The organism is Microbacterium sp. 4R-513 (assembly GCF_011046485.1).
Classification (GTDB): domain Bacteria; phylum Actinomycetota; class Actinomycetes; order Actinomycetales; family Microbacteriaceae; genus Microbacterium.
Genome location: NZ_CP049256.1, coordinates 2,665,249 through 2,690,088, shown reverse-complemented (window position 1 = coordinate 2,690,088; position 24,840 = coordinate 2,665,249). Strand labels below are relative to the sequence as shown.

The following is a 24,840-nucleotide window of genomic DNA, read 5'->3' as shown; positions in this document are numbered from 1 at the left end:
TCGCTCGCCCGCCCGCTCTGGGGCGGCAGCCCAAACGTGCCGGGCTAGCGCGCGACGGCCGCTATTGACCCGAGGCGCGCCGCTCGAGCAGGCGCCGGACGTGCGCCTCGATCTCGGCGTCGTCGACCTGCCCGCTGGGGGCGAACCCGCTCGCCGCGGCCTCTTCGCGAGCCCGGCGTGCCCGGTCGATCGAAGGCGGGCGCTGCGCCTCGGCGCGCACCCGCATCGCCTCTTCCCGGGCGGCTTCGCGGAGCGCCTCGCGGGCGTCCACGACGTCCAGCACGGCGGCGGCGCGCGACCCCGCCGACGCGGTGAGGGGGCGCGGCAGCTCCCGAGGCTCCCACGCACGCTCCTCGGCGGCGAGCGCGACATCCTGCACCGGAAGTGCGGCGCGGGTCGCGGCATCCGTCACCGTCTCGGCCATCGCGGCGCGGCGGCCGACTCGCGCCATCCGTCGCAGCAGCATGACGCACACGGCCAGTACCCCGGCGCCCCATGCGATCGAGGACCAGACCCCGACCGTGACGAGCTCCCACACACCCCACGACACGAGCCCGAGCGCGGCGAGCGCGAGGATCGTCGTCAGGAGACGTGCGCGGCGACGGGCGCGCGCACGACGCGCCGCGGGGAGGTCACGAGCGACCGCGAGCGCGGCGCGGGCCTCTTCCAGGCGCGCCTGCTCGAGCTCCGCCTGCGTGCGCTTGGCGAGATCCTCCTGCTCGGCGAGAGCCCGGCGCGCCAGCTTCTGCTGGGCGAGCGCGGTCCGCGCATTGAGCTCGAGGTGCACCTCTTCGGGCGTCTCGCTCGTCTCGGCGAGAACCCGCAGAGCCTGGTTGAGACGGACGGCGTTGCGCTCGGCCGCGTCGTACTGACGACGGCTGGCCCACGAGGGCAGCAGGTACACGAGCCACAGGAGCGCGGCGACGAGGACGATGACCCCTCCGCCCAGCACCTGCCCACCCATGCGTCCCACGGTAAGCGAGGCGATGTCGGAGACCGGTGATATACCGGCGTGTCGTCAGGAGCCGTATGATGCGCCGGGCGTGTCGGCCCGGTCCCGGATCAGGCGTGCAGACGGTCGGAGGGCGGAATGGTCGCGGCATCCTGCGGCGCGCGGCCCTGCACCCAGCGCTCGAGGACTCCCTCGGGCACCTCTTCCCGCACGAGGGCGAAGGCGTAGTGGTCGCGCCAGTCACCGTCGATGTGGATGTAGCGGCGCCGCAGCCCCTCGTACCGGAAGCCGAGCTTCTCGACGACCCGCAGGCTCGCGCGGTTCTCTGGCCGGATGCAGATCTCCATGCGGTGCAGCCGCAGTTCGCTGAAGCAGATGTCGGTCGCCATGGCGACGGACGTCGGGGTGATGTTGCGGCCGGCGAACCGTTCGCTCACCCAGTACCCGATCGTCGCCGAGGCGAGCGAGCCGCGGGCGACGCCCCACACGTTGAGCTGTCCGGCGATCTCGCCGTCGTACTCCATGACGAACGGCACGCCGGCGCCGTCGCGGTACTGCTGCAGCAGACGACGGATGCCGAGGCGCATGTCGAACGACACCGGGCCATCGGGGCTCGTCGCCTCCCACGGCCGAAGCCATGAGCGGTTCGTCAGCAGCTCGTTCTGCAGAGCGCGAGCGTCGCGCTGGCGGATCAGCCGGATCGACACCGACCCGTGCCGACGGGGAGCGGTCACTTCCACGGACCCCCCTCACCCTGGCGGCGTCACAGTGTCGCCGCGAACTCCTTGAGCCAGGGTCGCAGGTCGGGGCCGAGGTCTTCACGATCGGCGGCGAGCTGCACGATGGCCTTGATGTAGTCCAGCCTATCGCCGGTGTCATAGCGGCGACCCCGGAAAACGACTCCGTACACGCCGGGACCGTCCGGATCAGCGGCCAGCTCCTGCAGAGCGTCGGTCAGCTGGATCTCGCCCCCCTTGCCGGGCGCCGTGCGCTCGAGGATCTCGAACACGGACGCAGGCAGGACGTACCGGCCGATGATGGCGAGGTTGGACGGGGCATCCTCCGCCTTCGGCTTCTCGACGAGGCCCGTGACCTTGACGGTTCCTTCGTGGCCGGTCTCTTCGACCGCCGCCGCGCCGTACATGTGGATGTGCGCGGGGTCGACCTCCATCAGCGCGATGACGGCGGCGCCGGTGCGCTCGTGCTCCTCGAGCATCGTCGTGAGCAGCGGATCGCGCTCGTCGATGAGGTCGTCGCCGAGCAGCACGGCGAAGGCGTTGTCGCCGACGTGCGAGCGGGCGCGCAGGACCGCGTGGCCGAGACCCTTGGGCTCACCCTGGCGGACGAAGTGGATGTCGGCGAGATCGCTCGACTCCTGCACCTTCGCGAGCCGGTCCGTGTCGCCCTTCCGCTCCAGGTTCGTCTCGAGCTCGGGCACCGAGTCGAAGTGGTTCGAGAGCGCGTTCTTGTTGCGGCCGATGATGATGAGGATGTCATTGATGCCGGCCTGCGTCGCCTCTTCGACCACGTACTGGATCGCGGGCTTGTCGACGACCGGCAGCATCTCCTTCGGCATGGCCTTCGTCGCGGGAAGGAAGCGCGTACCGAGTCCGGCGGCCGGAATGACCGCCTTGAAGGGCTTATGAGGCATCCCCCGATCCTATCGAGCGGGCGATTTCGGCCGCGGGACCTTGCGGAATCCCTGTGCACTGTGCCCGCCTAGAATCGACAGCATGTCCGACGCGATCGCCGATGCCAAGCGGGCCCTCCGGGCCGAGCTGCGTGAGCGTCGTCAGCTGCTGACCGAGTCGCAGCGGGATGCCGCGGCCCGCGGTATCACCGAGCAGCTCGACGCTCTGGTCACCCGCCTGGGCGTGCGCTCGCTCTCGTGCTTCCTGTCGACGACGACCGAGCCCGGCACGCGTGAGTTCGTCGAGGGCGCGGTGCGGCGCGGCATCCGTGTGCTCCTTCCCATCACGCGCACCGACGGCCTGCTGGACTGGGCGGTCGCCGCCCCCGACTTCGACATCACGGAGGGCATGTTCGGGCTCCCCGAGCCGGTCGGCGAACTGCTCGGACCGATCGCGGTCAACGACGTCGACCTGCTCGTCATCCCGGCGGCGGCCGTAGACCGCACCGGCATGCGACTCGGCTGGGGCCGCGGCTTCTTCGACAAGACGATCGGCTCGATGGAGCGCTGCCCTCCCGTCTATGCCGTGGTCTACGACTCCGAAGTCCTCGACGAAGTGCCGCGCGACCTGCACGACCAGCCCGTCACCGGCATCGTCACCCCCACCCAGACCCTCGTCCTGTCGCCCGCGCGGCGCTGACCCGAGAGAGCTCCATGCCCACCTACGCCTACGCCTGCAAGCAGTGCGGACACCGCTTCGACGCGGTCCAGTCCTTCGCCGAGCCCGCGCTCAACGAGTGCCCGGAGTGCGGAGGACCGCTCCGCAAGGAGTACGGCTCGATCGGCGTCACCTTCAATGGCTCGGGCTTCTACCGCACCGACTCGCGCACGACCCCGAAGGAGTCGGGATCGTCGGCGTCCTCGTCGAGCGGCTCGTCGGGCGGCTCCTCAGGTGGCGACTCCTCCTCATCTTCGACAGGATCGAAGTCCGAGGCGAAGGCCTCGCCCGCCGCAGCGGGCTGACCTCCGGCGGAAGCCGGCGACAGTGAGGGCGCAACTCATGATCAAGGGCTTCAAGGAATTCATCCTCCGCGGGAACGTCATCGACCTGGCCGTCGCCGTGGTCATCGGTGCGGCGTTCACCTCGATCGTCAACGCGATCGTCGAGGGACTGATCAATCCGCTCATCGCCCTGATCTTCCAGGCCGACAGCATCAACGACATCTCGACCACCGTCCCCACCCTTTCCGGCGGCGAGACGACCTTCGGCTGGGGCCTCATCATCGGCGCGATCATCCAGTTCCTCGCCGTCGCCGTCGTCGTGTACTTCGTCTTCGTCTACCCGATGAACCACATGAAGCAGCGGGCCGCAGCGAAGGCGGGCGTCGAGAAGGCCCCCGACGAGCCGCAGCTGCCGACCGAGCAGGAGCTCCTGGTCCAGATCCGCGACCTGCTCGAGAGGCAGAGCCCCGCCTCGCGCCCCTGAGTCACCAGTGCGGCGGGACGTCCCGCTTCATGCGCTCATCGTTCGGCCCCTGGCCGGGGCGGACGGATGCCTCATCCCCCGCGTCTTCCGATGCGTCGGGCTCGACGGGCTCTCCCGCCGTGCCCGGCGCGGGCGTCAGCTTCGCTCTGCGCGAGCCCGGAACCCGATCGATGCGCTGACGGTCACTCGATGACATCGAGGGGCTGGGTATCGGTGGCGTTCGTCGGCCCTTCAGGCGGCACACCCAGGAGAGCGGCGATCCGCGCCGCGACGCCGGCGGGATCGCTGTAGAGGTCGAAGGCGTGCACGCGCACGTAGTGCCAGCCGAGCCGGCGGAGGATCTGCGGGCGCAGGCGGAGCGATTCGCGCAGCGACTCGCCGATCGTCTCTGGGTCGCTCTCGGCCACCACGGCCTTGCCGTCGTACTGAGCGACGAGCGGCAGCAGCCCGCGGTAGTGCACGTCGACAGAGAGCCCGAGCGCGCGGAGCTCGTGGGCGAGCGACCGCGTGAGCGGATCGGCGAGATCCTCCAGCCGGGCCTCCCGGGAGCGCGCGGCGATGCCGCCGAGGATGCTCATGAGCGTCGCCGCGCCGTACTCCAGGCGCCCGTCGTCGAAGGCCGAGGGCCGGATCGACGACACGATGACCATCGAGCGCCGGGCACGCGTCATCCCGACCGTCAGAAGCCGGTCGCCATCGGGCTGCGAGAGGTCGCCGAAGTCGCTGAGCACGCGGCCGTGGCGGGTGAGGCCGAAGCCGAGCGAGAAGATCACGCGGTCGCGGCTCTCGGCCACCGACTCCTCGAGCGTCAGCACGGCGAAGGGCTCGGCCGTGTCGCGCGAGACGAAGTCGGCGACGTCCGACCGTCCCGCGAACGCGTCGGCGACGGCGGCGCGCACGCGCTCCGCATGGCGCGCGCTGGCGGTCACGACCATGAGGGACTCGCTGCCGCGGTTCACGGCATGCTCGACGACGAGCGTCACGACGCGGTTCACCTCGGCGTCGGGGCTCTCCACCGCCCCCGTCACGGGATCGGGCGCGCCGTGGCCGCCCGAGACGTAGTCGACGCTCAGGCTGCCCCGGCCGAGGTACGAGCCGGCCCACGGCAGCGACACGAGCTCGCCGCCGTAGAAGGCGTCGTTGACCAGCTGGGCGAGGTCCTCGCCGCCCGCGCGGTAGCTGCGGGTGAGCGTCTCGACGGGGAGCAGCTCGGCGAGGCGCTCGAAGACGCTCGTCGAGTCGAACGGCTCGTCGGGCTCGTCGTCGGCCGTCGGCGTTCCGGTCGCGACGCGGAACGGCGTCGGCTTCTGGGTCACCGGATCGCCGAACACGACGACCTGGCGGGCGCGCCGCAGCGCCGGCGCCGCCTCGGCGAGGCAGATGGCCCCGGAGTCGGCGATGATGACGACGTCGAAGTCGGGATCGTCCGGGATCGCGGGCACGTCGTACGGCGACGCGAGCCACACGGGCGCGAGGGTGCGCAGCAGCGTCGGTGCGACGGCGCCGAGGTGCGAGGCATCCGTCACCCCGTCTCGAAGCGCCTGCTTGAGCGCCGCCGCCTCGTCGGCGTGATCGACGATTCCGATGCGCCACTGCGTCGCGAGCTGCGCCGCCAGGAGAGGACCGGATGCCGCGGCATGCGCCTCGTCGACGAGCCGGAAGTCGCGCTCGAGGCGATCGACGACCGCCGTGTTCGCACCGAGGAGCGCCCGGTCGGAGCGCAGCAGGTGCTCGAGCGCCGACTGCCACCACGCGAACTCGAGCTCGGTGCCGACGCGGTCCTCGCGGACGTGACGCACCGAGAGCTCGATGAGCAGCGGCTCGAGGCCGAGCGCAGCCAGCTCGGCGCGGATCTTGGCGCGCTCGACGAGGTTGTCGAACACCTCGGACTCCGCCGCGAGGCCGCCGAGGGTGCGGACGAGCTCCGCGACGGGCAGGGTTGCCATACGGTCCGCGCCCTCGCGGCGCAGGATGCCGTCGAGCTCCGCGAGCTCCGCATCGACGCGCTGCCACGCGACGTGGACGTCGGCGAGGCCGAGGGGCACCTCCGGAACGACGCCGACGTCGACGAACCTCTGCCACTCGGTGCGCTGCTGCTGCACGCGGAGGAGCGCCTCGTACATGTCGGGGATGTGCACGCCCGGCCGCACGTACTCGCGCGAGAGCCGCTTGAGGTGCCGGCGGCGCGTGCCGCTCAGCTCCGGCGAGTCCCGACGGGGCCCGTGCGCCTGGATGAGCTCGCCGAGCGGCCGTTCGAACACGGTCGGGCTGAACTTGTCGAGGGAGTCGCGGATGCCCTGCAGCACGCGGAGGTACATGCCGAGCTCGGTGATCGTGCGGAACGGCCGCATGCGGGTCTGCGCGATGAGCTCGTAGCCGCGTTCCAGCAGCGTCGGTACGTTCCGGCGGTGCAGCGTCGCAGCCAGTCCGTGCGCGGCGCGCGCCTGCTCCGTCGTGGCGAAGGTCACGCCGTACCAGGGCGACTCCCCCGGTCCGACCCGGAACTCGCCGAGGCGGGCGGCGGTGGCGAGCTTCGCCGCGGCATCCATCCGTCCCTTCGCGAGGCGCTCGAGTGTCGCGCCGTCGAAGCGGGCGGTCGTCTCGGGCACCGGATGCTGCGTGGTGAGCGTCGCGAGCGAGCGCAGGATGTCGAGCATCGAGACGCCGAGCGAGGGATGCGTGCGCGTGACGGCGCCGCGGTAGTCGCGCAGGACGCCGCGCAGTCGCACAAGCGCGTCGTCGATGTCGGAGACCTTGGGCTGCTCGGCCTTCTCGTTGCGGCCGATCGCGCGGATGAGGTCGCGCTGCAGGTCACGCGGCGAGACGGCGAGGCCGCCCAGCCCGATGCCGGCGAGCCGGTGGCGGACGCCCTCGAGCGTCGAGCGGCGGGCGCTCACGATGAGGACGCGCTTGCCGTCCTTGACGAGCTGCCCGACGGCGTTGATGACGGTCTGCGTGCCGCCCGTTCCCGGCAGGGTGTGGACGGCGAGCGAGTGACCGGCCGAGATGCGGGCGAGGACGGCCTCCTGCTCCGCATCGGCGTCGAGCAGCAGGGTGTCGGATGCCGGGGCGCGTTCATCGGGGCTCGACACCCGCGGCGGGTCGCGGCGGATCGTCACCGTCTCGCGGTCGTCGGTGTGCCCCGCGAGCGCGTTGAGGAACGGGTGGTCGAGGTCGGCGGCGTCCCGGGCCATCGGGGCGCCGACATCGGCGAAGCTCGAGACGACGAGGCGCGGCTTGACGACGAACGTGTCGATCGAGGCCGTCAGTGCGCGGAGGTGGTCGATGACGGGCTGCGGCTTGAAGACGCCGCCGTCGTAGGCGAGGGCGGCGAGCGCCCGGCCGTCGATCTCGATCCCGAAGTGCGTGCGCAGCGCGCGGACCAGCTCGGGGTTGACCGTGAACGAGCCGTGCAGCTTCAGCTCGAAGTCGGAGTGGTGCCGCCGGATGGCGAGCGGGCGCAGCAGCACGGGCGCCGTGCACGACATCCCGCCGATGCGCCACATGGCGAGGCCCACGCCGAGGCGTACGGCATCCAGTCCGCGAGCCGTCCGCAGCTCGACGTTCTTCGCCGTGATCCGCTCGGCGGCGATGCGAGCGGTGCGCAGAGCCACCTCGTCGCGGAAGAGGTTGGACAGGAGCGTCGAGCGCCCCGTGATGAACTGCGGAAGGCTCCCGGGGTGCGCCCCTGTGATCTCGATCCCCGCCTCGGGCGAGTCGATGTAGTGCAGGAGCGTCGAACGCCCGCCCAGCACCGTGATCTCGCGGCGCAGGCGATCGCGTTCCGGTTCGGCGATGTGCACGACGGTCACTCCCGGCTCCGATAGTCCCAGGTCGCCGGGGGTCACGTGTGCCGCGGGCACGGGGTCCTCCGCGCCGACAACGGCGCTTCTGTCTGCTCGCCACACACGAGCCAGGGTATGCGCCGCACCTGTGCGCCTCGCACATCCCGGTCCGAGTTTCGCGGTATTGGGCGACACGCCGAGTGATCAGCCGTTCCTCCCCAGGCGGCGATTCGGGATGCCTCTCCCCCGCCCGCTCCTCGCCAGGAGCGTCTGTCGAGCCCCGGCGCGAGGATGGTCCCATGACCGACTTCACGTTCCGCGTGCACCCCTCCCCCGTCGGAGAGATCCTCATCGTCGCGAGTCCCGACGGCATCGTGACGCTGCATCCGTTCGAAGGCCCGCTCGATGCCGAGCTCGCCCGCGTCGCCACGACGCTCCACGCCCTCCCCGCTCCCGATGACACCGCGGGAGGCGACATCGACCGCCAACTCGACGAGTACTTCGAGGGCGAGCGCAAGAGCTTCGACATCGAGCTCGACTGGCGCCTCGTCAACGGCTTCCGCCGCGCGGCGCTGGAGGCGGTGCGCGACATCCCCTATGGCGAGACCGCCGGGTATGGCGAGGTCGCGATCACGGCCGGGAGTCCGGGCGCCGCGCGAGCGGTCGGCACGGCCTGCGCCACGACGCCGTTCTCGATCGTCGTGCCCGTCCACCGGGTCGTGCGCTCGGACGGGTCGCTCGGCGAGTACGGCGGCCGTCCCGAGATGAAGCGGTATCTGCTCGACCTCGAGCGAGAGACGCTCGGGGTACTCGCGCCGGCCGCCGTCGTCTCGTAGCCCTGACTCGTTCCCGGCGATGCGTCACCTAAGAGCTGCGGGCGAGTAGGCCGCCCGCGCGCGTCGGCCCCGGTCGCACACCCGAGCGACCGGGGCCGCAACGTCCCTTCGGGCGGGCAGGCCGTTATGCAGAGGGGCGCATTTCCCCCTAACGCGGCGCGGCGCTGTCACCGAGCGGAGGGTGGGGACCGGCCGATGGTAACGTCGTCGCTGATTTCCCGGCATCGCCGCCGTCCCCATCCGGAAGCAGGTAGTGCGTGGTCGCACTCGCGGGCACCGAATCCGACACGCAGCTCATCGCCCGCGCGGTCGGTGATCTCGTCCGCCGCACGCGGTTTCCCGTGGCCTTCGGCGGCCTGGCCCGCGACGACTCCATCCACGTCACCTCGGTCTTCGGCGCCCGCACGCGCAGCCTCGACGGACTCGTCGTCCGGTCCGGACGCGGGCTGGGCGGCAAGGCGCTGCTCGAGCGACGCCCACGTGTCGCCCTCGACTACCGCTCGGCGCGGGGCATCACGCACGACTACGACGGCCCCGTGCTCGGCGAGGGCATCGCGACCCTGTTCGCCGTGCCCATCGTCGTCGCCGAGCGCACGCGCGGCGTCCTGTACTGCGGCTCGTGGGCGTCAGCGCCCATCGGCGACGCCGTCGCCGCTCCGGCGCTGCGCGTCGCCGACGAGGTCGCCGGCGAGTTGCGCGTGCGCGACGAGGTAGAGCGGCGCCTGTCGGCGGCCCGGCCGGCGGCCGAGGCGTCCGTCCTGGCCCCCGCCGTGCAGGACGAGCTGCGCGAGACCTATGCCGAACTGCGGGGCATCGCGGCATCCGTCACCGACGCGGCGCTGCGGGAGCGGCTCGCACGGGTCGAGCAGCGACTCGCCTCGCTCTCGCGAAGCGGAGATGTCGCGCCGTCCGATGTGCGCCTCTCGCCGCGCGAGATCGACGTGCTCGCGTGCGCGGCGCTCGGTGCGACGAATTCCGAGATCGCCGAGTCACTCGCGTTGAAAGAGGCGACCGTCAAGTCGTATCTTCAGGCGGCAATGGCCAAGCTGGATGCCTCCACCCGCCATGCCGCCGTGCTCAAAGCACGCCGGGCGGGACTTCTTCCTTGACGATTTCGGCGCGGAATTGCCTTTGCCGCTCGAAAGGTGATGCGCGGCGAATTGCTCGCCTGTGAAAACTCTCATCGCATTGTGACAATTGCGGAGTAATGTCCGATTCATGGCCCGAAGAATCGTTCATCAACTCGTCGATGATCTGGACGGAACCGTCCTCGAAGTCGGAGAGGGCGAGACCGTCCTGTTCTCGCTCGACGGCAACGCCTACGAGATCGACCTCACCGACGAGAATGCGGCTGAACTCCGCAATGCCCTCGCCCGATACGTCGAAGCCGCCCGCTCCGTCAGCCGCTCCGGCGGTCGCTCTTCGAGCGCGTCGCAGTCGGGCGGAGGCGGCGGAGGCCGCAAGCGTCGCCGCTCAGGCCAGCAGGACTTCGGCCCGGTGCGGGAGTGGGCCAAGTCGAACGGCTACCAGGTCTCGGAGCGCGGCCGGGTCCCGGCATCCGTTCTCGAGGCATACGACGCCGCACACTGAACCCGAGCCGCCCGCTGCTCAGCTGAGCGGGCGGTACGCCGTGACGAAGCCGCCGCGCGTCGGCCCCTGAGTCGCGCCTGGGGCCGCCCGCGAGTCCGACGCTCTTCGCGATGGACGGAGCGCCCGGCCGCCCGCGGGCGATGAGAAAATCGGAGGCATGCAGGATCCGATGGGGGACGAACTGCGAGCGCTGCGCGAGCGCGCGTACGGCCCCGACGCCGACATCGACGGCGACCCCATGGCGCTGGCGCGGCTGCGGCAACTGGAGGCCGAGGCATCCGTCCCCACCTCCGTGGGCGAGCAGTTCGCGGCCCGGGTCGAAGAAGCCCCCGAGCCGACCCGGATCGCCCCGCCCACCGAGGTCGTGTACCCACGCGAGGCTGGCGCCGGCGGCACGCCGAACGACGAGCATGACGACCCGGACGACACGGTTCCCGACCAAGAGGCGGATGCCGAGGAGCGACCCCACCGGCAGCTTCTGGTGCGGGGTATCGCCCTGGCGCTCGCGCTGCTCGTCGGCGCGGCAGTCGCGTACGGCGTCATGCAGCTGCGCCCGGGCAGCGTCGCGACGCTCGCGGCCTCGTCAGACGCGGAGTGGCCCGACTTCCTCGGCGAGCGCCAGGAGGGGGCCGAGATCTATGAGGACTTCTTCGGGCTGACCGTCGCGATCGTGCCCCAGCCGTGGGGCCGCGGCGACGACGTTCCGTGCCTGTTCGTCGTGCGGTCCGCCGGGCCGTCGGCGATCACGACGGTGGGCTGCGGCGCGGGTGGATACTCCCCGACCGCGGCGCTGGCCGTGACCGACTCCTTCCCCGATGAGCTCATCGCCGAGTATCCCGTCGGCACGGCTCTGCAGTTCGTCCAGGCCGACGGCCAGGTCTTCGTCTACGCCGATACGCCCTGACTCGGCCGACACGCCCTGAGGCGGACGGCGAGGGGTCAGGATTCCGCCTGCTCTTTCACGGCTGCGAGGTGCTGGCGCCAGTTCTTCTCCGACTCGGCGCGCGCCGACTCCGAGGCGTTCCCGTCCTGGGTGAACTCGATATGCGTCCCACTGTCCCGTTCGCTGAGCTCGTAGGTGAGGCGATGGCGGTTCTCGGGCGTGTCCTCGGCGCCCGACATGGGGCTGTAATGCGTCAGCACGAGCCGCCTGGGACGCTCGACCTCGATGATCTCGCCCCGGTCCTCGAAGGACTTGCCGTTCCACTCGCCGCGCCAGACGATGGGCGATCCGGGCGTCCAGTCGGATTCGACGGCCGCACCGAAGTTCACGTCCGAGGCATGCGTCGTGATGATGTCCCACACCTTCTCGGGGGATGCCTCGACGTCGATGTCGGCGCGAGCCACGTTGTCTGCCATGGTTCCGGTTCCCTTCTCCGAGTGGTTCGAGTGCCAGCCAACCGCGCGAGTGCTCGGTCCACCAGGTCTTGACACCGGCGGTCCGCCGGGCCGCGGCGCGATGCTACGCTTGAGTGCTCCCACTCGGGACCCTGCGCGTCTTCATCACGACGCGAGCTGCGGTCGCGGCATCCGTCTTTCGACGCGGCGCCCTCGCCCACCGGGCAGGTGCCCCCAACAACGTCCGCTTCACATTCATCGAAGCGGCACCCCCGGCCGCTCTGGCGGCCCAACAGTAGAAGGAAAGACACGATGGCCACTGGCACCGTGAAATGGTTCAACTCCGAGAAGGGCTACGGGTTCATCGCACCCGACGACGGCTCGGCCGATCTCTTCGCGCACTTCAGCGCGATCGCCGGTGACGGCTTCAAGGAACTCCGTGAGGACCAGAAGGTCGAGTTCGACGCCGAGCGCGGCCCCAAGGGCATGCAGGCGGCGAACATCCGCCCCCTCTGAGACTCGATCTCGCGTTCTTGCGCAGCGCCCGTCCCGCATCGTCGGGGCGGGCGCTTCGTCGTGGGGGCGGCGCTTGCGCGAACGCGCGTTCATGCTGTCCGCCGGCTGACTGTTCGCTCCGAGTGTGCCTGTATGCATTCGGGGCCATACGCCCCGACGTAGCCTGAGGGAAGCGATGGGCAACTGCCTCTGGCTTTCACGGCCATAGCGGTCCTCATCGAAACCGGGTGACATCATCTCCTCCACCGTCCTCGACTCCCGACTCGGACCTGTTCGCCAGACGTACGCGGGCACGAAGGAGTTCCCGCCCATCGCCCGCGCCTACACCGAGGTGTCGCAGGCTGTGCGTGAAGGCGGATTCCTCCGCCGCACTCCGTGGTTCTACAGCGGCGTCGGTGCCGCCGTGGCACTCGGCTTCGGCGGGGCCATCGCCGGATTCGTCCTGCTCGGAGACACCTGGTACCAGCTGCTCATCGCGGCGGCCCTCGGCATCCTGTTCACCCAGGTGGCCTTCCTCTCGCACGAAGCGGCCCACCGCCAGATCCTGGCTTCGGGGCCGGCCAACGACCGCCTCGCCCGCATCCTCGGAACCGGCATCGTCGGACTCAGCTACTCCTGGTGGACGAGCAAGCACACCCGCCACCACGCCAACCCCAACCGGGTCGGCAAGGATCCCGACATCGAGGTCGACACCGTTTCATTCCTGGATGAGGATGCCTCTTCCGCCCGTGGCCTGCGGCGAGCCATCACGCGTCGACAGGGGTGGCTCTTCTTCCCCCTCCTCACGCTCGAGGGCCTGAACCTGCACATCCTCGCCGTGCGCCACCTGGTCGGCCGCGAGGCCGTCAAGGGCCGGTGGACCGAGATCGCGCTGCTCGTCGCCCGGTTCGCCATCGTCCTGACGCCGGTGTTCCTCTTCCTCCCCCTCGGAATGGCCTTCGCCTTCCTCGGCGTGCAGCTCGCGGTCTTCGGGGTCTATATGGGAGCCTCCTTCGCGCCCAACCACAAGGGCATGCCGGTGATCGACAAGGACGCCAAGCTCGACTTCTTCACCAAGCAGGTGCGCACGTCCCGCAACGTCAGCGGCGGATGGTGGGCGACCTGGCTCATGGGCGGGCTCAACTACCAGATCGAGCACCACCTCTTCCCGAACATGCCGCGACCGCATCTCGCGCAGGCGCGCAAGCTCGTCCGCGAGCAGTGCCGCACGCTCGACGTGCCGTACACCGAGACGACGCTGTGGCGCTCGTACGGCATCGTCATCGCGTACCTGAACCGCGTCGGACTCGCGGCGCGCGATCCCTTCGACTGCCCCGCGGCCGCGACCCTGCGTCGAGCCTGATCGGGGAGCTCAGTCCGCCAGCACGGCGGTGTCGGGCCTTCCGTCCCCCGGCCGGGGGAAGCCGTCGGACTTGTTCTGCAGGAACGAGCAGAGCGCCGAGAGGGTCGCGAGCTCCCTCGCCAGCGTCTGCACCGAGCTCGCCCCAAGAGTGACGGTGTCCTCCCGCGGCTCGAAAGTGATCTTCCACTCGCTCTCGTGGGACTCAGGCGGCTCGATGTAGATCTCGGTGGGCGAGTCCGGAAGACGCATGGCCACGAGCCCCGTGTCCGCGCCGTCCGCGCCGTCCTGGACCATGACTCGGATCGAGCTCTTCGTCGGGAACCCGAGCCGCTCGAACTCCTCGACCCATTCCTGCAGGGTCGCCATGCTGTGGAAAGGCATCCTCCGCTCCTCCGCGTAAGGGATGGTTGCCCGTCATCGCTCATTATGCCCATCGGGTGGCCTCTCGCCCAGAAGCCCGGTGTGGATGCCTCGGGCACGCGCCGGGACGGACCGATCGCCGCGCGCGGGCCGACGCGCTTCCCGCGGCATCCCGACCCGGGGTCAGTCGCGCTGCAGGCTCACCGTCTGCGGCGCCACGTCGTCCGGAGCGTCCGCCCCGGCGTCGATGTGCTCGGCGACGAGCGTGATGCCCCCCGACGAGTTCGCCGAATTGGCGAGGTCTTCGATCCACGCCCGGCTGAGCTCGGGAGGCTCCGGATCGTCGAACACGAAGCGGAGTGGAATCGAGGGCTGCAGCCAGATCGTGCTCCGGCCCCGCGGGCCCTCGTCGGGATGCTGCCACGTGACCGTGAAGCTCTCACCCCGTCGAAGCTTGGTTGCGATCACGACCTTGAGGTGGGCGAGCGCGCGGTCTTCGATGTGGATGGGAGTGGCCGACCCTCCGTAATAGATGGTTCCCACAGCAGTTCCTTCCGCGCTGGGCTCTCACGAGCATCTCCCCGCGCTTCGAGGCTACGACGAGCGACGCACGCCGCCAGGCTCCGCGCCGGTATATCGGTCTTAGGCATCTCCCGATTGCGGATTCGGGATCTCGATGTTCGCTTCGGCCCTGCTCTGTGTCGGCGTGTGACCGAGATCGCTCGGCTCCGAGGGCGGTGTCGGCTCGGCTTCGGCATCCTGTCCCACCTGACTGCCTTCGGACTCGCCGCGCACGTTCGGCAGCTCGGCGGAGAGACCCTTCTCAGCCGCGGCGATGGCATCGGCCGCGCGGACGAGGGCGAGATGCGACAACGCCTGCGGGGTGTTGCCCATCTGCCGCTCTTCGATCGGGTCGTACTGCTCGCTGAGCAGCCCGACGTCGTTGACGAACGAGGTCAGCCGGTCCATGAGCGCCCGGGCATGGCGGACCCGGCCGGAGGCGGCATACTGCTCGACGAGCCAGAACGAGCACGCGAGGAACGGATGCTCCTCCCCCTCGAGTCCGTCCACGCCGCTCGTCGTGCGGTACCGCAGCAGCAGGCCGTCGCGCATGAGGTCGGCCTCGATCGCCGCGACGGTGCCCAGCATCCGCGGGTCGTCCGCCTCGACGAAGCCGATCTGCGGCAGCTGCAGCAGCGCCGCATCGACCTCGGGCGAGTCGTAGTGCTGCACGAAGGTCTTGCGCTCCGCGTCGAAGCCGCGGTCGAAGATCTCCTTGCGCACCTCGTCGGCGAGCGCGGCCCATTTCTCGGCCTCACCCGGAAGGCCGAACTCCCGCACGGCGCGCACCCCGCGGTCGAAGGCCGCCCACACCATCGCCCGGGAGTGGGTGAAGTACTGCTCCTCGCCCCGGATCTCCCAGATGCCGCGGTCGGGGTTCTGCCAGTTGTCGGCGAGAAACGCCAGCAGCGCCTGCTGGAGGGGCCAGGAGGCCTCGGTCTCGGCGAGTCCCGCAGCGCGGGCCCCGTGCAGGGCGACCATCACCTCGCCGAAGATGTCCCATTGCCGCTGCTCGTACGCGGCGTTCCCGATGCGCACCGGCTGTGCCCCGCCGTACCCCGAGAGCTCGGGGATCTCGTACTCGTGGAGGCGTCGTTCGCCGCCGATCCCGTACATGATCTGCACATCGCTGGGATCGCCGGCGATGGCGCGCAGCAGCCAGCCACGCCATTCTTCAGCCTCGGCCCGGTAGCCGTGAGTGAGCAGAACGCTGATCGTCAGAGCGGCATCCCGAAGCCAGACGTAGCGGTAGTCCCAGTTGCGGCTCCCACCGTCGGTCTCGGGGAGGCTCGTCGTGGCGGCCGCCGAGATGCCCCCGGTGTCTTCGTCGGTCAGCGCTCTGAGGACGAGCAGCGATCTCTGGACCGTGTCGTCATAGGGGCTCGGCGGTTCGCTGCGCGCTGACCAGTCCCGCCACCAGTCGATGGTCAGCTGCAGTGCATCGTCGACGTCGATCGGCGGCGGAGGCTGGCGATGAGAGGGGTAGCCGGTGAGGACGAGGTCGATCACCTCGCCGGGGCCTACGTCGTATTCGCCCACATGGGTGTGGCCGACCGGACGCAGTTGGGGCCCGCGACGGATGACGGTCGAGGGGCCCGCCGTCGCGAGCAGCGCGGGTTCGTCGCTGTACCTCGTCTGCCGGAGCCACGGAATGGCCGCGCCGTAGTCGAAGCGGATCGCGAACTCCTCGCGGAAGCGGACCGTCCCGCGCACGCCGCGGATGCGCCGCACCAGGTTCGGACGTTGATCGCCGAGCGGCATGAAGTCCCAGACCTCCGCCTCGCCCTCGGCCGTCTGCCACCGTGTCAGCAGCACGAAGGTGCCGGGCAGGTACGAGCGGCTCACGTCGACGACCTCGCCGGCGTCGTCGCTCGGCGAGAGCGCCCACCTCCCGGCATCCCCGCTGTCGAGGAGCGCGGCGAAGAACGCCGGCGAATCGAAGCGCGGAAGGCACAGCCAGTCGATGCTCCCCCATGTCGAAATGAGCGCCGCGGCGTGCAGATCGCCCACCATCGCATAGTCGGCGATCGGCGTCGGCTCAGCGGGCCGGGACATTGCGGATCGCTCAGAGGGGCGCGACATGGGCTCAGATTAGGAGCGGCGGGATGCCGGGCGGCACGGGCTTGAATTCGGGTGCGGACGTGGGTAGGGCTGTGGCGGCGCTCGGGCGGGTCGGGGCTGGTGTGCCGTTGCGATGAGAATCGGGCCGGTCGCGGCATCCTGTGAATCTCCCTTAGAGATCGAATAGAACTGCAATAACACCCTGATAAACTCGTGAATCGATACGTGTGGAAAAGCAGGGCCGCTCGGCCCGCCTCGACGCTCGGAATTCAGACGCGTGACGGGGGCGATGTGGTGAGTGAAGCGGATGCGCTGCCGGTAGGGCTGGTGCACGCCAGGCAGGGCATCATCGCTGATGCGAATGCCTGGTTCGCCGAGTGGGCGGGGACGACGCCGGAGAACGTGGTCGGCCGCTCGATCGACGAGTTCGTCGTGCACGCTCGTGAGGACCTCCTCTCCAAAACCGACGCAGCCGGCCCGTGGGTGATGCTCTCGCGGGATGCGCCGGAGCGAGCCGTCATGATGAGCCGCCATTGCGCCGGCGAAGCTGACGTCCTGGTCCTGTCGGAGGCATCCGAGCGGTGGCGTGCGCTCAGCAGCCTGCGGCGACGGTACGCGCTCGCCGACCGCACCCGTGCACGACTCGAGCTCATCATGGACTCATCGGTGGCGTTCGCCACCGCGACGACCGAGCAACGCCTTGCCGAACTTCTCGCCGACGCGACAGCGCGCGCGTACGGCGCGGAAGAGTCGACCGTGTACTTCCACGATGCCGACGGCAGCTCCGTCGTCGCGGCCGGTCGAGATCCTTTCAGCGGCCGCTTCGACCCGGAAGTGCTCATCGGTCGCGTGAGCGAGCCCCGGCGCGTTGTGACAGCCGTCGGTCCGGCTGCGGCAGATCGGCTGGCGCTAGGCCTCGGCTCCGCGATGGAGACCGCCGGGGTCGAGGCGCTCATCGCCGCGCCCTTGCATCACGAGGAAATGGACTTCGGAGCATTCGTCAGCTGGTTCCATCACGAGCGCACCTTCGATGATGAGGCCGCCCCGCTGGCCGAGGCTCTTGCCGGCCAGGCGGCCCAGGCTCTCGCAACGCTCCGCCTGCAGGCGCGTCTCGCCCACGCCGCGATGCACGACGAGGTGACCGGCCTCCCGAACCGGCGGATGCTCGAAGGCGAGCTGGAGAAGATCGTCGGCAGTTCGGGATGTGCCGTGCTGTTCATCGACCTCGACGAGTTCAAGGACGTCAACGACCGGCTGGGACACCACGCCGGCGACCGGATCCTCCGCCAAGCAGCGGAGCGGCTGCGGGCGAGCCTGCGGGCGGACGATCTCGTCGCCCGATATGGAGGCGACGAGTTCGTCGTCGCCTGTCCGGTGACGGATGCCTCGACCGTCCGCGAGTTCGCCGAGCGGATACTTGGGGCGCTCAACGGTGGCCCGGAGGACGCGACCGCGCTTCGTGCGAGCATCGGCGTGGCGATTGCTTCGCCGGAGAGCGGGATGCCGGGCGAGCACCTCATCCGGCAGGCGGACCTGGCGATGTATCGGGCGAAGGGCGCTGGTGGGAACCAGGTGGAGTAGGCGTAGGCAGCGGTACTGGCTGCGGGTCGGAGCGCGCCGGGGCGCGGTGATTCGGCTGGCTGTGTGCTAGCCATTGCGTTCGGCAGGCGTCTGCCTTCGGTTCGGCGTCGGGGACTCTTGTGTTCTTCTGCGCGCCGCGCTTTCCCGCGCCGTGGCGCAGTTGCTTCGAGAGCGCGGGGTTGTGGCGGATCGGTATAAGCCTGTCGTCGACGCGGCGAGGCACGCCGGTTGAGGTTTCGCGTTCGAATTGCGCGGGCTGGTGCGAGCTGCCCCTGGAGGGACTCGAACACGACTGAGCATAGTGCTCAATTCGACGGAGAGCGGCAAGAACCGCGGAATCACGCGTATTTTCACGGATCCGCGCAACATTGAGCGACCACCGAAAACAGGTCGCGGCAAACGGTTTGCGGGCAAAACGCGGGCAAGTATGCCCGGGAAATCAGGCGTGAAGCGCGTCTGCGCGGCGAGCTCAGCGGCGGCGAAATCGAGCCCCGGGTGCAACGAGAGTCAAATGAGCACATTGCTGATCAGGTGCCGCCAGAAGCCGGGACTAGTGAGCATAATGCTCTGATGGCCAATTCCCTGTGGTCGCTCCAAAGTGGGGCCGTCAAGCGGTAGCACCGGCAGGCTGCTCAGCGTCCGATCGACGGGCCTCCGGGCTGAGCACGCCCCTGGTACGGCGCCGCAGGGTCAGATGGCTTGCCCGGGTTGTAGGGGTCTACCGCCGGCGCCCGCCGGGGTTCCTGAATGCGGACTTCTGGAGCCAGACCCGAGTCGCGCGCGCGACTCATGAGGCGGGTCGCGGTGCTCTGGCTGACCTGAAGAGTATCGGCGACGAGCTTCAGCGGCGGATAGCTGATTGCTGTCGCGACGCGATAGACGGAGATCGCGGCGTGCAGGGATTCCATGGACTCGCGCTCCTCGTGCGCCCGCACGCGACTGAGAAACTCGCGCACCGGTACGCGATCGAGCTTGTCGCCGTCCTCGGTGCCGACGTCGACGGTGACGACATCGAGAGCTGACCTCGTCATGATCCAGTGCGTCCGCACCTCGCGGAGCACCTGACTGGTGATGTCGACGCCCTCTGCTTCGCGCTCAAGGGCCGCGAAGACGACGGCGGTGCGTCCGAGCGTGTCATCCCACTCCACGCGGACGGTGATCGTGCCGGGAACGTCCTGCTCACCCGACACCCGCGCGCGCCACGACCTTGGAAGCGTCACCCCGCTGCCGAGGTCGATGCGTTCGTCGCTGAAGTCATACGCCTCGACGTCTGCCATGAAGCCGACTATTCCCTGGCTCACAGGAAGGTATGACCATGAACCGGTCTCAAGATTGTCTGGCACTAACAATGAAGGATGCCGCGAAGCTCGTCGGCGTCGACTACCGCACGATCAAGCTCGGCATCGAGAGCGGGACCATCCCCACGGTCCAGCTCGGCCCGCGCCGGATGATCCCCCGCGTCCCGTTGCTGCGCGTGTTTGGTATCGACGCGTGATCGAATCGGCGAACGGCGCAAAACCCGTCGGGATCTGACGCATCCTCAATAAGGTCGGTCTCAGCCGCCCGCCTGGACTCTCAGCAGTGCAAGCGCACACGACCGGGTGGAAGCGGTACGAAAGCATCGCCCGGCCACCAACCGCAGGTCGACGTGAAGCTCATCCAGCCGCGCGAACAGGCCGCGCGAACAACGCACGAGACGAATCACCGCCATCGATGACCGCACCCGTCTGTGGGTTCTGCGTGCCTACCCGCATGTGCACTGCCCGCGAAGTTCGGTCGGCGCCCGATCGAGGGCCTGAAGAACCGGGTGCGACGTGGAGCAGCTACCGCGGGTGCTGAGTTGAGAATTGATTTGGCCAATCTTTACCTCCCCGCGCCTGGGCGCGCTCCGGTTCGGGAGAGGGTCTGACAGAATGTGGAAACGTATGTTGACGCCCAGCGAAGGGGCACTGTGGCCACGCGAACTCTTCACCCCTTTCCGGCGCGGATGGCACCCGAGGTCGCGCTAGACGCGATTCCAGAAGTCGGGGACACTCAGCTGACGATTATCGATCCGATGTGTGGGTCAGGCACCGTCCTCGGTGTGGCAGTGGCGCGGGGCCACAATGCGGTCGGTGAGGATATTGACCCACTGGCCGTCATGATGTCGACGTTGGCAGTCTCGCCGATCAACGCAAGCGCACTAGAAGCGGCCGCTCATAAAGTTGTCCAGCAGGCGCGCCGCTCCGAAGGCGTACCAGCATGGGGCGACGACGCCGAGACTAACCGCTTTGTGGACTTCTGGTTTGGCCAGATTCAGAAGCGACAACTGATAGCTCTCACCCATGCAATCTCGCAAATCGAAGACGACGTCGAACGGCTGGCGTTGCGCGTGGCCCTTAGCCGCATCATCGTTACAAAGAGCCCGAAGGCCTCCCTCGCGGCTGACACGTCCCACAGCAGGCCTCACCGGGTGAAAGAGACCTCGGATTACGACGTGATCGCCGGCTTTGCACAATCGGTCACGGAACTGACGCGCACCCTGGTGCGCAGACAGATCCGCGGGGTTGCCCAGGTGGCGCTCGGCGACGCGCGTGTCCTGTCGTCCGTAGATGACGCTTCCGCGGACATCGCCGTCACCTCGCCACCCTATCTGAATGCGCTCGACTACCTCCGGGGGCATCGTCTGGCGCTTGTGTGGTTCGGGTACCGTATCGCGGAGCTGCGGACTAGGCGGGCTGACAGCATCGGGGCAGAACGAGGGCGCTCTGACGATGCTCCTGCAGTGGTTATGGAGATGGTGGACGTGATCAAGCGGTCAGCAGCTAATCCGGATGCGCTGCGGATTCCGATGCTAGAACGCTTTGCCCTCGACTGCGTCGGATTTGCGTTGCAGTTGCGCCGCACATTGAAGCCGGGTGCAACCGCGGTGCTCGTTGTTGGTAACTCGACGCTCCGCGGAAACTACATTCAGAACGACTTGATTGCCCGCCGGGCAATGGAACATGCGGGCTTCCACTATCAGAGCCAAAAGGAGCGCGAGATACCTCCGAGCCAGCGCTACATGGCGATAAACACCAGCGATAAGGCTTCGAGCATGGCGAAGCGTATGCGGACCGAGGTTGTTCTGACGATGGGACGGTGACTGTGGCAGAGACGCTTCAGTTCAGGGCGCACGCGCGCCTTTTGACGATGCTCGGCGAACAGCTCATCAAGAACGAGCGAGTTGCGCTGGTCGAACTCGTAAAGAACTCGTACGACGCAGATGCAACGCTCGTCACGGTTGACTTCACGGGCTTCGGGCAAGACTACGAGGTGCTCGCAGACTCAGCGATCGTGATTTTGGACAACGGCTCCGGGATGACTGAACACGTCGTTCGGACAGCTTGGATGAACCCCGCGACTCCGAGCAAGTCGATTGAGAAGGCCAAGAATCCAGTAACCCCGCGAGGGCGCGTTCTTCAAGGAGAAAAAGGAATCGGGCGATTCGCTACGTTCAAGCTCGGCAACCAGGTGTCGCTGGTCACGCGCCCCGCAGGCGAGAATAGCGAAACAACTTTGCTGGTGGACATCTCGAGCATCGACGAGGGAAGTGAGTCTGAGTCGCAACGCATCGACTACTATTTGGAGGACCTCAGTGTCTCGCTTGAGACCGGGCCGCCCGTCCTATTTACGGCCAAATCCCCTTCCTCCTCTACGCACGGTACCCAGCTCGAAGTTCGTGGGCTACGCGCCGAGTGGTCAGCTCAGCTCGTCATGGAGGCATTCGCCGACTTGGATCGAATGCAGCCTCAACTCTGGGCCGCTGACTCAATCCGGCGCCCAGACTTCGAAGTTAGGTTCCTCCGCGATGGCGAGGACCTAAACCTTGGCACGGAGCGGACTGAAGAGTTCCAAGCGATCCTGGAACGAGCGGTCCTCCGCGTGAGCAACGGGCGGTTCGACGACGAGAAGGGCCAGTTCCGTTTCGAACTTGACGGGCGTCTAGTGGAACTGAGCTTGGAAGATTCCGAGATTAGAGGGCTTCGTCGCTTCCGCACACATTTCCAGGACGATCAGTCAAACTGGGTTGCACCGCAGTGCGGTCCTTTCGGATTCGAGTTTCACGTTTTCGATTTCGGATCGAATGCGCCAGCTGCGCACTGGCTCGATCGCGACGAGAAAGCAATGCTGCGGGAACACCGGATCTACCTCTATCGAGACGACATTCGCGTGTACCCGTACGGTGACCCCAGGGATGACTGGCTTGAGGTTGATGCGATTCGAGGGACCGAATCGGCACGCTCCATGTTCAGTAATGACCAGACAGTCGGCTACGTGACCATAACACAGGCCGACAATCCTCTGCTACGCGACAAGACGAGTCGGGAAGGCCTCCTCGACGTCGGACGGGCGACTCGGGATTTTGTGGTCCTGATTCAGACGATCCTTTCTTGGCTGCGCTCGAAGCCATACGAACAGTACGCCGCAGCGAACCGCCGCGTCCGAGAAAAGGTTCTGAGAGCGGAACGGTTTGACCGTCACATCCACGCGCTGCGGACCGAGTTTGCGCTGCCTGCAAAGGCAGTCGAGTATCTGGATGCACTCGAAACGGCTATCGGTTCAGAGCGCGAACTTTCTTCAATGCAAATCGCGCGCACTGAGCAGCTCGCAGGTGTTGGCATGTCCGTGGAGACTGCGTCTCACGATCTGATCGCAGCGGGCGCCGAGTCCCTGCGGCTGGCGAAGCAGATTCTTGGCGAGCTCAACCTGCTGGACCTCTCCCGGGAGCCTGTCTACTCGATCACATCGACGCTGATAACGCGGTTGGACTTCGTCAATAGCCGCTTCAAAGACGTACAGGGCCTGTTCGTGTCGACCCGGCAGAAGTCCAGAGAGCTTGACATCGCAATGCTTACGCGCCGAATCAGATCGATGTACAGCGGACTGCACCGGCACGAGGGTATCGAGTTCGAACTAGCGGAGCCATTCGAACTGAAGGCGGTCTCGACCGAAGCCGCTGTGCTGCAGTGTCTGATTAATCTGGTCGACAACGCGACGTACTGGTTGATGACGAGCGGAGCCGCCTCCAAGCGAATTCGGGCCTTCGTGCCAGACGACTCGACTTTAGTCATCACCGACAATGGACCCGGGGTGGCGGACCAAGACGAGCCATTCATCTTCGAACCATTCTATTCCGGCAAAGGCGAAGCAGGCAAAGGACTTGGCCTCTACATCGCCCGACAGAACGGTCTCCGCAGCGGATTCAGTGTGGAGCTTGGCCACTCGGGAGATGAGCGAGACCTTGCGGGCGCAACTTTCATGGTCAAATTCAATGGATTGGATGAGAAGTGAGCTTGCTTTCGGGGCCCGTCGTATTCATTGATGACGAGATTCATGACACGAGCAGCCGGGCCCACAAGTTGCTGTTGGAAATCGCCGCCACCGGTCGCCCAGTTACTACCGACGTTGGGATTCCAGATAGCTACAAAGAGCGATTTCAGCACTGGACATCCCTAGCGTTCGTCATTGTCGACTGGGATCTCACGCCCGGGGTCGACTCGGACCTAGCTCCTGGATCCATGGGTTTGCACGGTGGTGCAACCCTGAGCGGGTTCAATCGTCAGGCTCTCTTCGACTTCCTGGACGACTTGATGGGCAAAATCTACTGCCCTGTGTTCATCGTGAGCGATGAGGATGTCGACGACATTCGAAGGCAGGTTGAGGAGGAACCACGCTTCCAACAGAGTGGGGGCTTCTTGGACGGCCGGCTCGCTGTGTTCTCGAAGGAGGTCGTCATGGACCATCTGGTCGAACACTTGGCAGAGTGGGTTGCCAAGAGCCCTGCGCTCTCTGCGCTTAAAGCCTGGGAACAAGAACACGACGAGGCCAAGAACCGTCTCTTCTTCGACCTGACTTGCCTAGAGCCAGATTGGCCAGCATACGTCTGGCAGGCAGCAGACATCGACGAGGTCGACCCAGCGTACGAACTCGCAACCGTGATCAGCACAAACCTCCTGAATCGATTGAACCCTGTCGTCTTCGACGTGGAGTCGATTTCCACACCCTCGGAGTCGCCGACTGGGCGAGCCCTCCGTCAGGTCTCACTTGGACGGACGAGCGTTCCCGGGGATAGACTTTCCGACCGCATGGTGCTACCCGGGGACGTCTTTATGTTGCCCGGTGACAACGAAGACGAGCTGTGGATTAATGTGTCACCCGCATGCCACACGGTCGGACGGGCGATACCAAACGGAGATGGAACGACCTCGCGAGAGCCCGTTCGGCTACACCTGCTCCGGGGTAAAAGGCAGGCGTGGCCCAAGAATGAGGGTTCGCTGAAGCAGATGAACTCGAAAGACCGCTCGAACTCGATCATCATCCACACGCTCAAAGACGAGCATCCTTACAAGTTTGTATTCAGCGACGCGCGGATCGAGGAATGGGAAGCGATCGCCGAGCATAGGGTGGTGCGACTCCTGCCGCCTTTTATCACTCGAGTTCAGCAACTGCATTCCGCGTTCATGCAGTCTGAGGGCCTGCCCAGAGTAACGATTGATCTATATGCGTCGTAGCTGGGCGTCGCACTCTTGACTGGGTCGCGCGCCCGGGACATTTGGATGACGGTTGCGGCTGCTCGGCTATTGTGCCCGCGCTTGCCGATGGATAGTCGGCGGGGGGCCGCAACCGCGGGCGATTCACGGCTCATTCCGACCGCGCGCGAACCACTGACTGTCCGCCCGGAGACGGGTCGGTCATAGAGAGCGTCCGCGCGATCCTGGCGAACCAACCGGGAACTTTTTCTTCAAAGCCGGACGCGCCCGGTAGACGCCACCTCAACAGT

The 24,840-nt window shown here is 67.6% G+C and carries 24 protein-coding genes; 14 read left to right on the top strand and 10 right to left on the bottom strand.

Translation table 11 applies throughout. The annotated features are described in order from the left end of the window. Nucleotides 1-61: 61 nt before the first annotated feature. From G5T42_RS11830 to galU, 3 genes are all read right to left on the bottom strand, one after another. Complete coding sequence (locus G5T42_RS11830; RefSeq protein WP_165128760.1) at nucleotides 62-964, bottom strand: large exoprotein; 903 nt, start codon at nucleotides 962-964, stop codon at nucleotides 62-64. Between the two features lie 98 nt (nucleotides 965-1,062). Further along, the gene (locus tag G5T42_RS11825) at nucleotides 1,063-1,692 is read right to left on the bottom strand and encodes a GNAT family protein (RefSeq protein ID WP_165128758.1); all 630 of its coding nucleotides are present in this window, start codon (nucleotides 1,690-1,692) and stop codon (nucleotides 1,063-1,065) included. A gap of 23 nt (nucleotides 1,693-1,715) precedes the next feature. Next, entirely contained in the window at nucleotides 1,716-2,603 is an 888-nt protein-coding gene (gene galU, locus G5T42_RS11820) for a UTP--glucose-1-phosphate uridylyltransferase GalU (RefSeq protein ID WP_165128756.1), read from the bottom strand. 82 nt (nucleotides 2,604-2,685) lie between these two features. On the opposite strand from galU, the gene G5T42_RS11815 reads away from it, so the two are divergent. The 3 genes from G5T42_RS11815 to mscL are packed head-to-tail and all read left to right on the top strand — an operon-like array spanning nucleotide 2,686 to nucleotide 4,068. Then, nucleotides 2,686-3,282, top strand: a complete 597-nt coding sequence (locus G5T42_RS11815; RefSeq protein WP_165128754.1) for a 5-formyltetrahydrofolate cyclo-ligase — start codon at nucleotides 2,686-2,688, stop codon at nucleotides 3,280-3,282. Between the two features lie 14 nt (nucleotides 3,283-3,296). After that, a complete protein-coding gene (locus tag G5T42_RS11810; RefSeq protein ID WP_165128752.1) occupies nucleotides 3,297-3,605 on the top strand; it encodes an FmdB family zinc ribbon protein in 309 nt (102 codons plus the stop codon). 37 nt (nucleotides 3,606-3,642) lie between these two features. After that, complete coding sequence (mscL, locus tag G5T42_RS11805) at nucleotides 3,643-4,068, top strand: large conductance mechanosensitive channel protein MscL (protein ID WP_165128750.1); 426 nt, start codon at nucleotides 3,643-3,645, stop codon at nucleotides 4,066-4,068. A gap of 1 nt (nucleotide 4,069) precedes the next feature. On the opposite strand, the gene G5T42_RS11800 is transcribed toward mscL, so the two are convergent. Both G5T42_RS11800 and G5T42_RS11795 read right to left on the bottom strand, forming a co-directional pair. Continuing rightward, on the bottom strand, nucleotides 4,070-4,264 hold the full coding sequence (locus G5T42_RS11800; RefSeq protein WP_165128748.1) for a hypothetical protein: 195 nt from the start codon (nucleotides 4,262-4,264) through the stop codon (nucleotides 4,070-4,072). Further along, the gene (locus tag G5T42_RS11795; RefSeq protein ID WP_206535629.1) at nucleotides 4,251-7,976 is read right to left on the bottom strand and encodes an AAA family ATPase; all 3,726 of its coding nucleotides are present in this window, start codon (nucleotides 7,974-7,976) and stop codon (nucleotides 4,251-4,253) included. Before G5T42_RS11795 ends, G5T42_RS11800 begins: the two co-directional genes overlap by 14 nt. A gap of 176 nt (nucleotides 7,977-8,152) precedes the next feature. Between G5T42_RS11795 and G5T42_RS11790 the strand changes: the two genes are divergently transcribed. From G5T42_RS11790 to G5T42_RS11775, 4 genes are all read left to right on the top strand, one after another. Continuing rightward, nucleotides 8,153-8,689, top strand: a complete 537-nt coding sequence (locus G5T42_RS11790) for a methylated-DNA--[protein]-cysteine S-methyltransferase (RefSeq protein WP_165128744.1) — start codon at nucleotides 8,153-8,155, stop codon at nucleotides 8,687-8,689. Nucleotides 8,690-8,946: 257 nt separating this feature from the next. Continuing rightward, entirely contained in the window at nucleotides 8,947-9,798 is an 852-nt protein-coding gene (locus tag G5T42_RS11785; protein ID WP_165128742.1) for a LuxR C-terminal-related transcriptional regulator, read from the top strand. A gap of 109 nt (nucleotides 9,799-9,907) precedes the next feature. Further along, nucleotides 9,908-10,279: an Lsr2 family protein gene (locus G5T42_RS11780; RefSeq protein WP_165128740.1), complete on the top strand. Its 372-nt coding sequence runs from the start codon at nucleotides 9,908-9,910 to the stop codon at nucleotides 10,277-10,279. A gap of 157 nt (nucleotides 10,280-10,436) precedes the next feature. Continuing rightward, a complete protein-coding gene (locus G5T42_RS11775; protein ID WP_165128738.1) occupies nucleotides 10,437-11,183 on the top strand; it encodes a hypothetical protein in 747 nt (248 codons plus the stop codon). Nucleotides 11,184-11,218: 35 nt separating this feature from the next. On the opposite strand, the gene G5T42_RS11770 is transcribed toward G5T42_RS11775, so the two are convergent. Beyond that, nucleotides 11,219-11,638 (bottom strand): SRPBCC domain-containing protein, encoded by a 420-nt coding sequence (locus tag G5T42_RS11770; RefSeq protein WP_165128736.1) that lies wholly within the window; start codon nucleotides 11,636-11,638, stop codon nucleotides 11,219-11,221. Nucleotides 11,639-11,929: 291 nt separating this feature from the next. On the opposite strand from G5T42_RS11770, the gene G5T42_RS11765 reads away from it, so the two are divergent. Both G5T42_RS11765 and G5T42_RS11760 read left to right on the top strand, forming a co-directional pair. Continuing rightward, nucleotides 11,930-12,133 carry a cold-shock protein gene (locus tag G5T42_RS11765; RefSeq protein ID WP_141885348.1) on the top strand — a complete coding sequence of 68 codons (204 nt, stop codon included), beginning with the start codon at nucleotides 11,930-11,932 and terminating at the stop codon, nucleotides 12,131-12,133. 235 nt (nucleotides 12,134-12,368) lie between these two features. Next, entirely contained in the window at nucleotides 12,369-13,475 is a 1,107-nt protein-coding gene (locus G5T42_RS11760; RefSeq protein ID WP_165130215.1) for an acyl-CoA desaturase, read from the top strand. A gap of 9 nt (nucleotides 13,476-13,484) precedes the next feature. Here the strand turns inward: G5T42_RS11760 and G5T42_RS11755 are convergent, their stop codons facing one another. From G5T42_RS11755 to G5T42_RS11745, 3 genes are all read right to left on the bottom strand, one after another. Then, nucleotides 13,485-13,856 carry a hypothetical protein gene (locus G5T42_RS11755; protein WP_165128734.1) on the bottom strand — a complete coding sequence of 124 codons (372 nt, stop codon included), beginning with the start codon at nucleotides 13,854-13,856 and terminating at the stop codon, nucleotides 13,485-13,487. A 162-nt stretch (nucleotides 13,857-14,018) separates the two neighbouring features. Beyond that, nucleotides 14,019-14,378, bottom strand: coding sequence for a hypothetical protein (locus tag G5T42_RS11750; RefSeq protein ID WP_165128732.1), 360 nt, complete (start codon nucleotides 14,376-14,378; stop codon nucleotides 14,019-14,021). Nucleotides 14,379-14,477: 99 nt separating this feature from the next. After that, on the bottom strand, nucleotides 14,478-16,451 hold the full coding sequence (locus tag G5T42_RS11745) for a glycoside hydrolase family 15 protein (protein ID WP_165128730.1): 1,974 nt from the start codon (nucleotides 16,449-16,451) through the stop codon (nucleotides 14,478-14,480). Between the two features lie 300 nt (nucleotides 16,452-16,751). Between G5T42_RS11745 and G5T42_RS11740 the strand changes: the two genes are divergently transcribed. Beyond that, nucleotides 16,752-18,038, top strand: a complete 1,287-nt coding sequence (locus G5T42_RS11740) for a GGDEF domain-containing protein (RefSeq protein ID WP_165128728.1) — start codon at nucleotides 16,752-16,754, stop codon at nucleotides 18,036-18,038. Nucleotides 18,039-18,670: 632 nt separating this feature from the next. On the opposite strand, the gene G5T42_RS11735 is transcribed toward G5T42_RS11740, so the two are convergent. Next, nucleotides 18,671-19,315: a hypothetical protein gene (locus tag G5T42_RS11735; protein ID WP_165128726.1), complete on the bottom strand. Its 645-nt coding sequence runs from the start codon at nucleotides 19,313-19,315 to the stop codon at nucleotides 18,671-18,673. A gap of 71 nt (nucleotides 19,316-19,386) precedes the next feature. On the opposite strand from G5T42_RS11735, the gene G5T42_RS11730 reads away from it, so the two are divergent. From G5T42_RS11730 to G5T42_RS11715, 4 genes are all read left to right on the top strand, one after another. Further along, on the top strand, nucleotides 19,387-19,533 hold the full coding sequence (locus G5T42_RS11730) for a DNA-binding protein (RefSeq protein ID WP_165128724.1): 147 nt from the start codon (nucleotides 19,387-19,389) through the stop codon (nucleotides 19,531-19,533). A 456-nt stretch (nucleotides 19,534-19,989) separates the two neighbouring features. Next, nucleotides 19,990-21,162 carry a hypothetical protein gene (locus G5T42_RS11725; RefSeq protein ID WP_165128722.1) on the top strand — a complete coding sequence of 391 codons (1,173 nt, stop codon included), beginning with the start codon at nucleotides 19,990-19,992 and terminating at the stop codon, nucleotides 21,160-21,162. Continuing rightward, complete coding sequence (locus G5T42_RS11720) at nucleotides 21,159-23,351, top strand: ATP-binding protein (protein ID WP_165128720.1); 2,193 nt, start codon at nucleotides 21,159-21,161, stop codon at nucleotides 23,349-23,351. The genes G5T42_RS11725 and G5T42_RS11720 overlap by 4 nt, the downstream gene beginning before the upstream one ends. Further along, on the top strand, nucleotides 23,348-24,571 hold the full coding sequence (locus tag G5T42_RS11715; protein WP_165128718.1) for a hypothetical protein: 1,224 nt from the start codon (nucleotides 23,348-23,350) through the stop codon (nucleotides 24,569-24,571). The genes G5T42_RS11720 and G5T42_RS11715 overlap by 4 nt, the downstream gene beginning before the upstream one ends. Nucleotides 24,572-24,840: the final 269 nt, after the last annotated feature.

Bases quoted from the DNA above. Each gene is read 5' to 3' on its own strand.
- G5T42_RS11830 (WP_165128760.1), bottom strand. From the start codon at position 964: ATGGGTGGGCAGGTGCTGGGCGGAGGGGTCATCGTCCTCGTCGCCGCG.
- galU (WP_165128756.1), bottom strand. From the start codon at position 2,603: ATGCCTCATAAGCCCTTCAAGGCGGTCATTCCGGCCGCCGGACTCGGT.
- G5T42_RS11815 (WP_165128754.1), top strand. From the start codon at position 2,686: ATGTCCGACGCGATCGCCGATGCCAAGCGGGCCCTCCGGGCCGAGCTG.
- G5T42_RS11810 (WP_165128752.1), top strand. From the start codon at position 3,297: ATGCCCACCTACGCCTACGCCTGCAAGCAGTGCGGACACCGCTTCGAC.
- mscL (WP_165128750.1), top strand. From the start codon at position 3,643: ATGATCAAGGGCTTCAAGGAATTCATCCTCCGCGGGAACGTCATCGAC.
- G5T42_RS11800 (WP_165128748.1), bottom strand. From the start codon at position 4,264: ATGTCATCGAGTGACCGTCAGCGCATCGATCGGGTTCCGGGCTCGCGC.
- G5T42_RS11790 (WP_165128744.1), top strand. From the start codon at position 8,153: ATGACCGACTTCACGTTCCGCGTGCACCCCTCCCCCGTCGGAGAGATC.
- G5T42_RS11780 (WP_165128740.1), top strand. From the start codon at position 9,908: ATGGCCCGAAGAATCGTTCATCAACTCGTCGATGATCTGGACGGAACC.
- G5T42_RS11775 (WP_165128738.1), top strand. From the start codon at position 10,437: ATGCAGGATCCGATGGGGGACGAACTGCGAGCGCTGCGCGAGCGCGCG.
- G5T42_RS11770 (WP_165128736.1), bottom strand. From the start codon at position 11,638: ATGGCAGACAACGTGGCTCGCGCCGACATCGACGTCGAGGCATCCCCC.
- G5T42_RS11765 (WP_141885348.1), top strand. From the start codon at position 11,930: ATGGCCACTGGCACCGTGAAATGGTTCAACTCCGAGAAGGGCTACGGG.
- G5T42_RS11755 (WP_165128734.1), bottom strand. From the start codon at position 13,856: ATGCCTTTCCACAGCATGGCGACCCTGCAGGAATGGGTCGAGGAGTTC.
- G5T42_RS11745 (WP_165128730.1), bottom strand. From the start codon at position 16,451: ATGTCCCGGCCCGCTGAGCCGACGCCGATCGCCGACTATGCGATGGTG.
- G5T42_RS11735 (WP_165128726.1), bottom strand. From the start codon at position 19,315: ATGGCAGACGTCGAGGCGTATGACTTCAGCGACGAACGCATCGACCTC.
- G5T42_RS11730 (WP_165128724.1), top strand. From the start codon at position 19,387: ATGAAGGATGCCGCGAAGCTCGTCGGCGTCGACTACCGCACGATCAAG.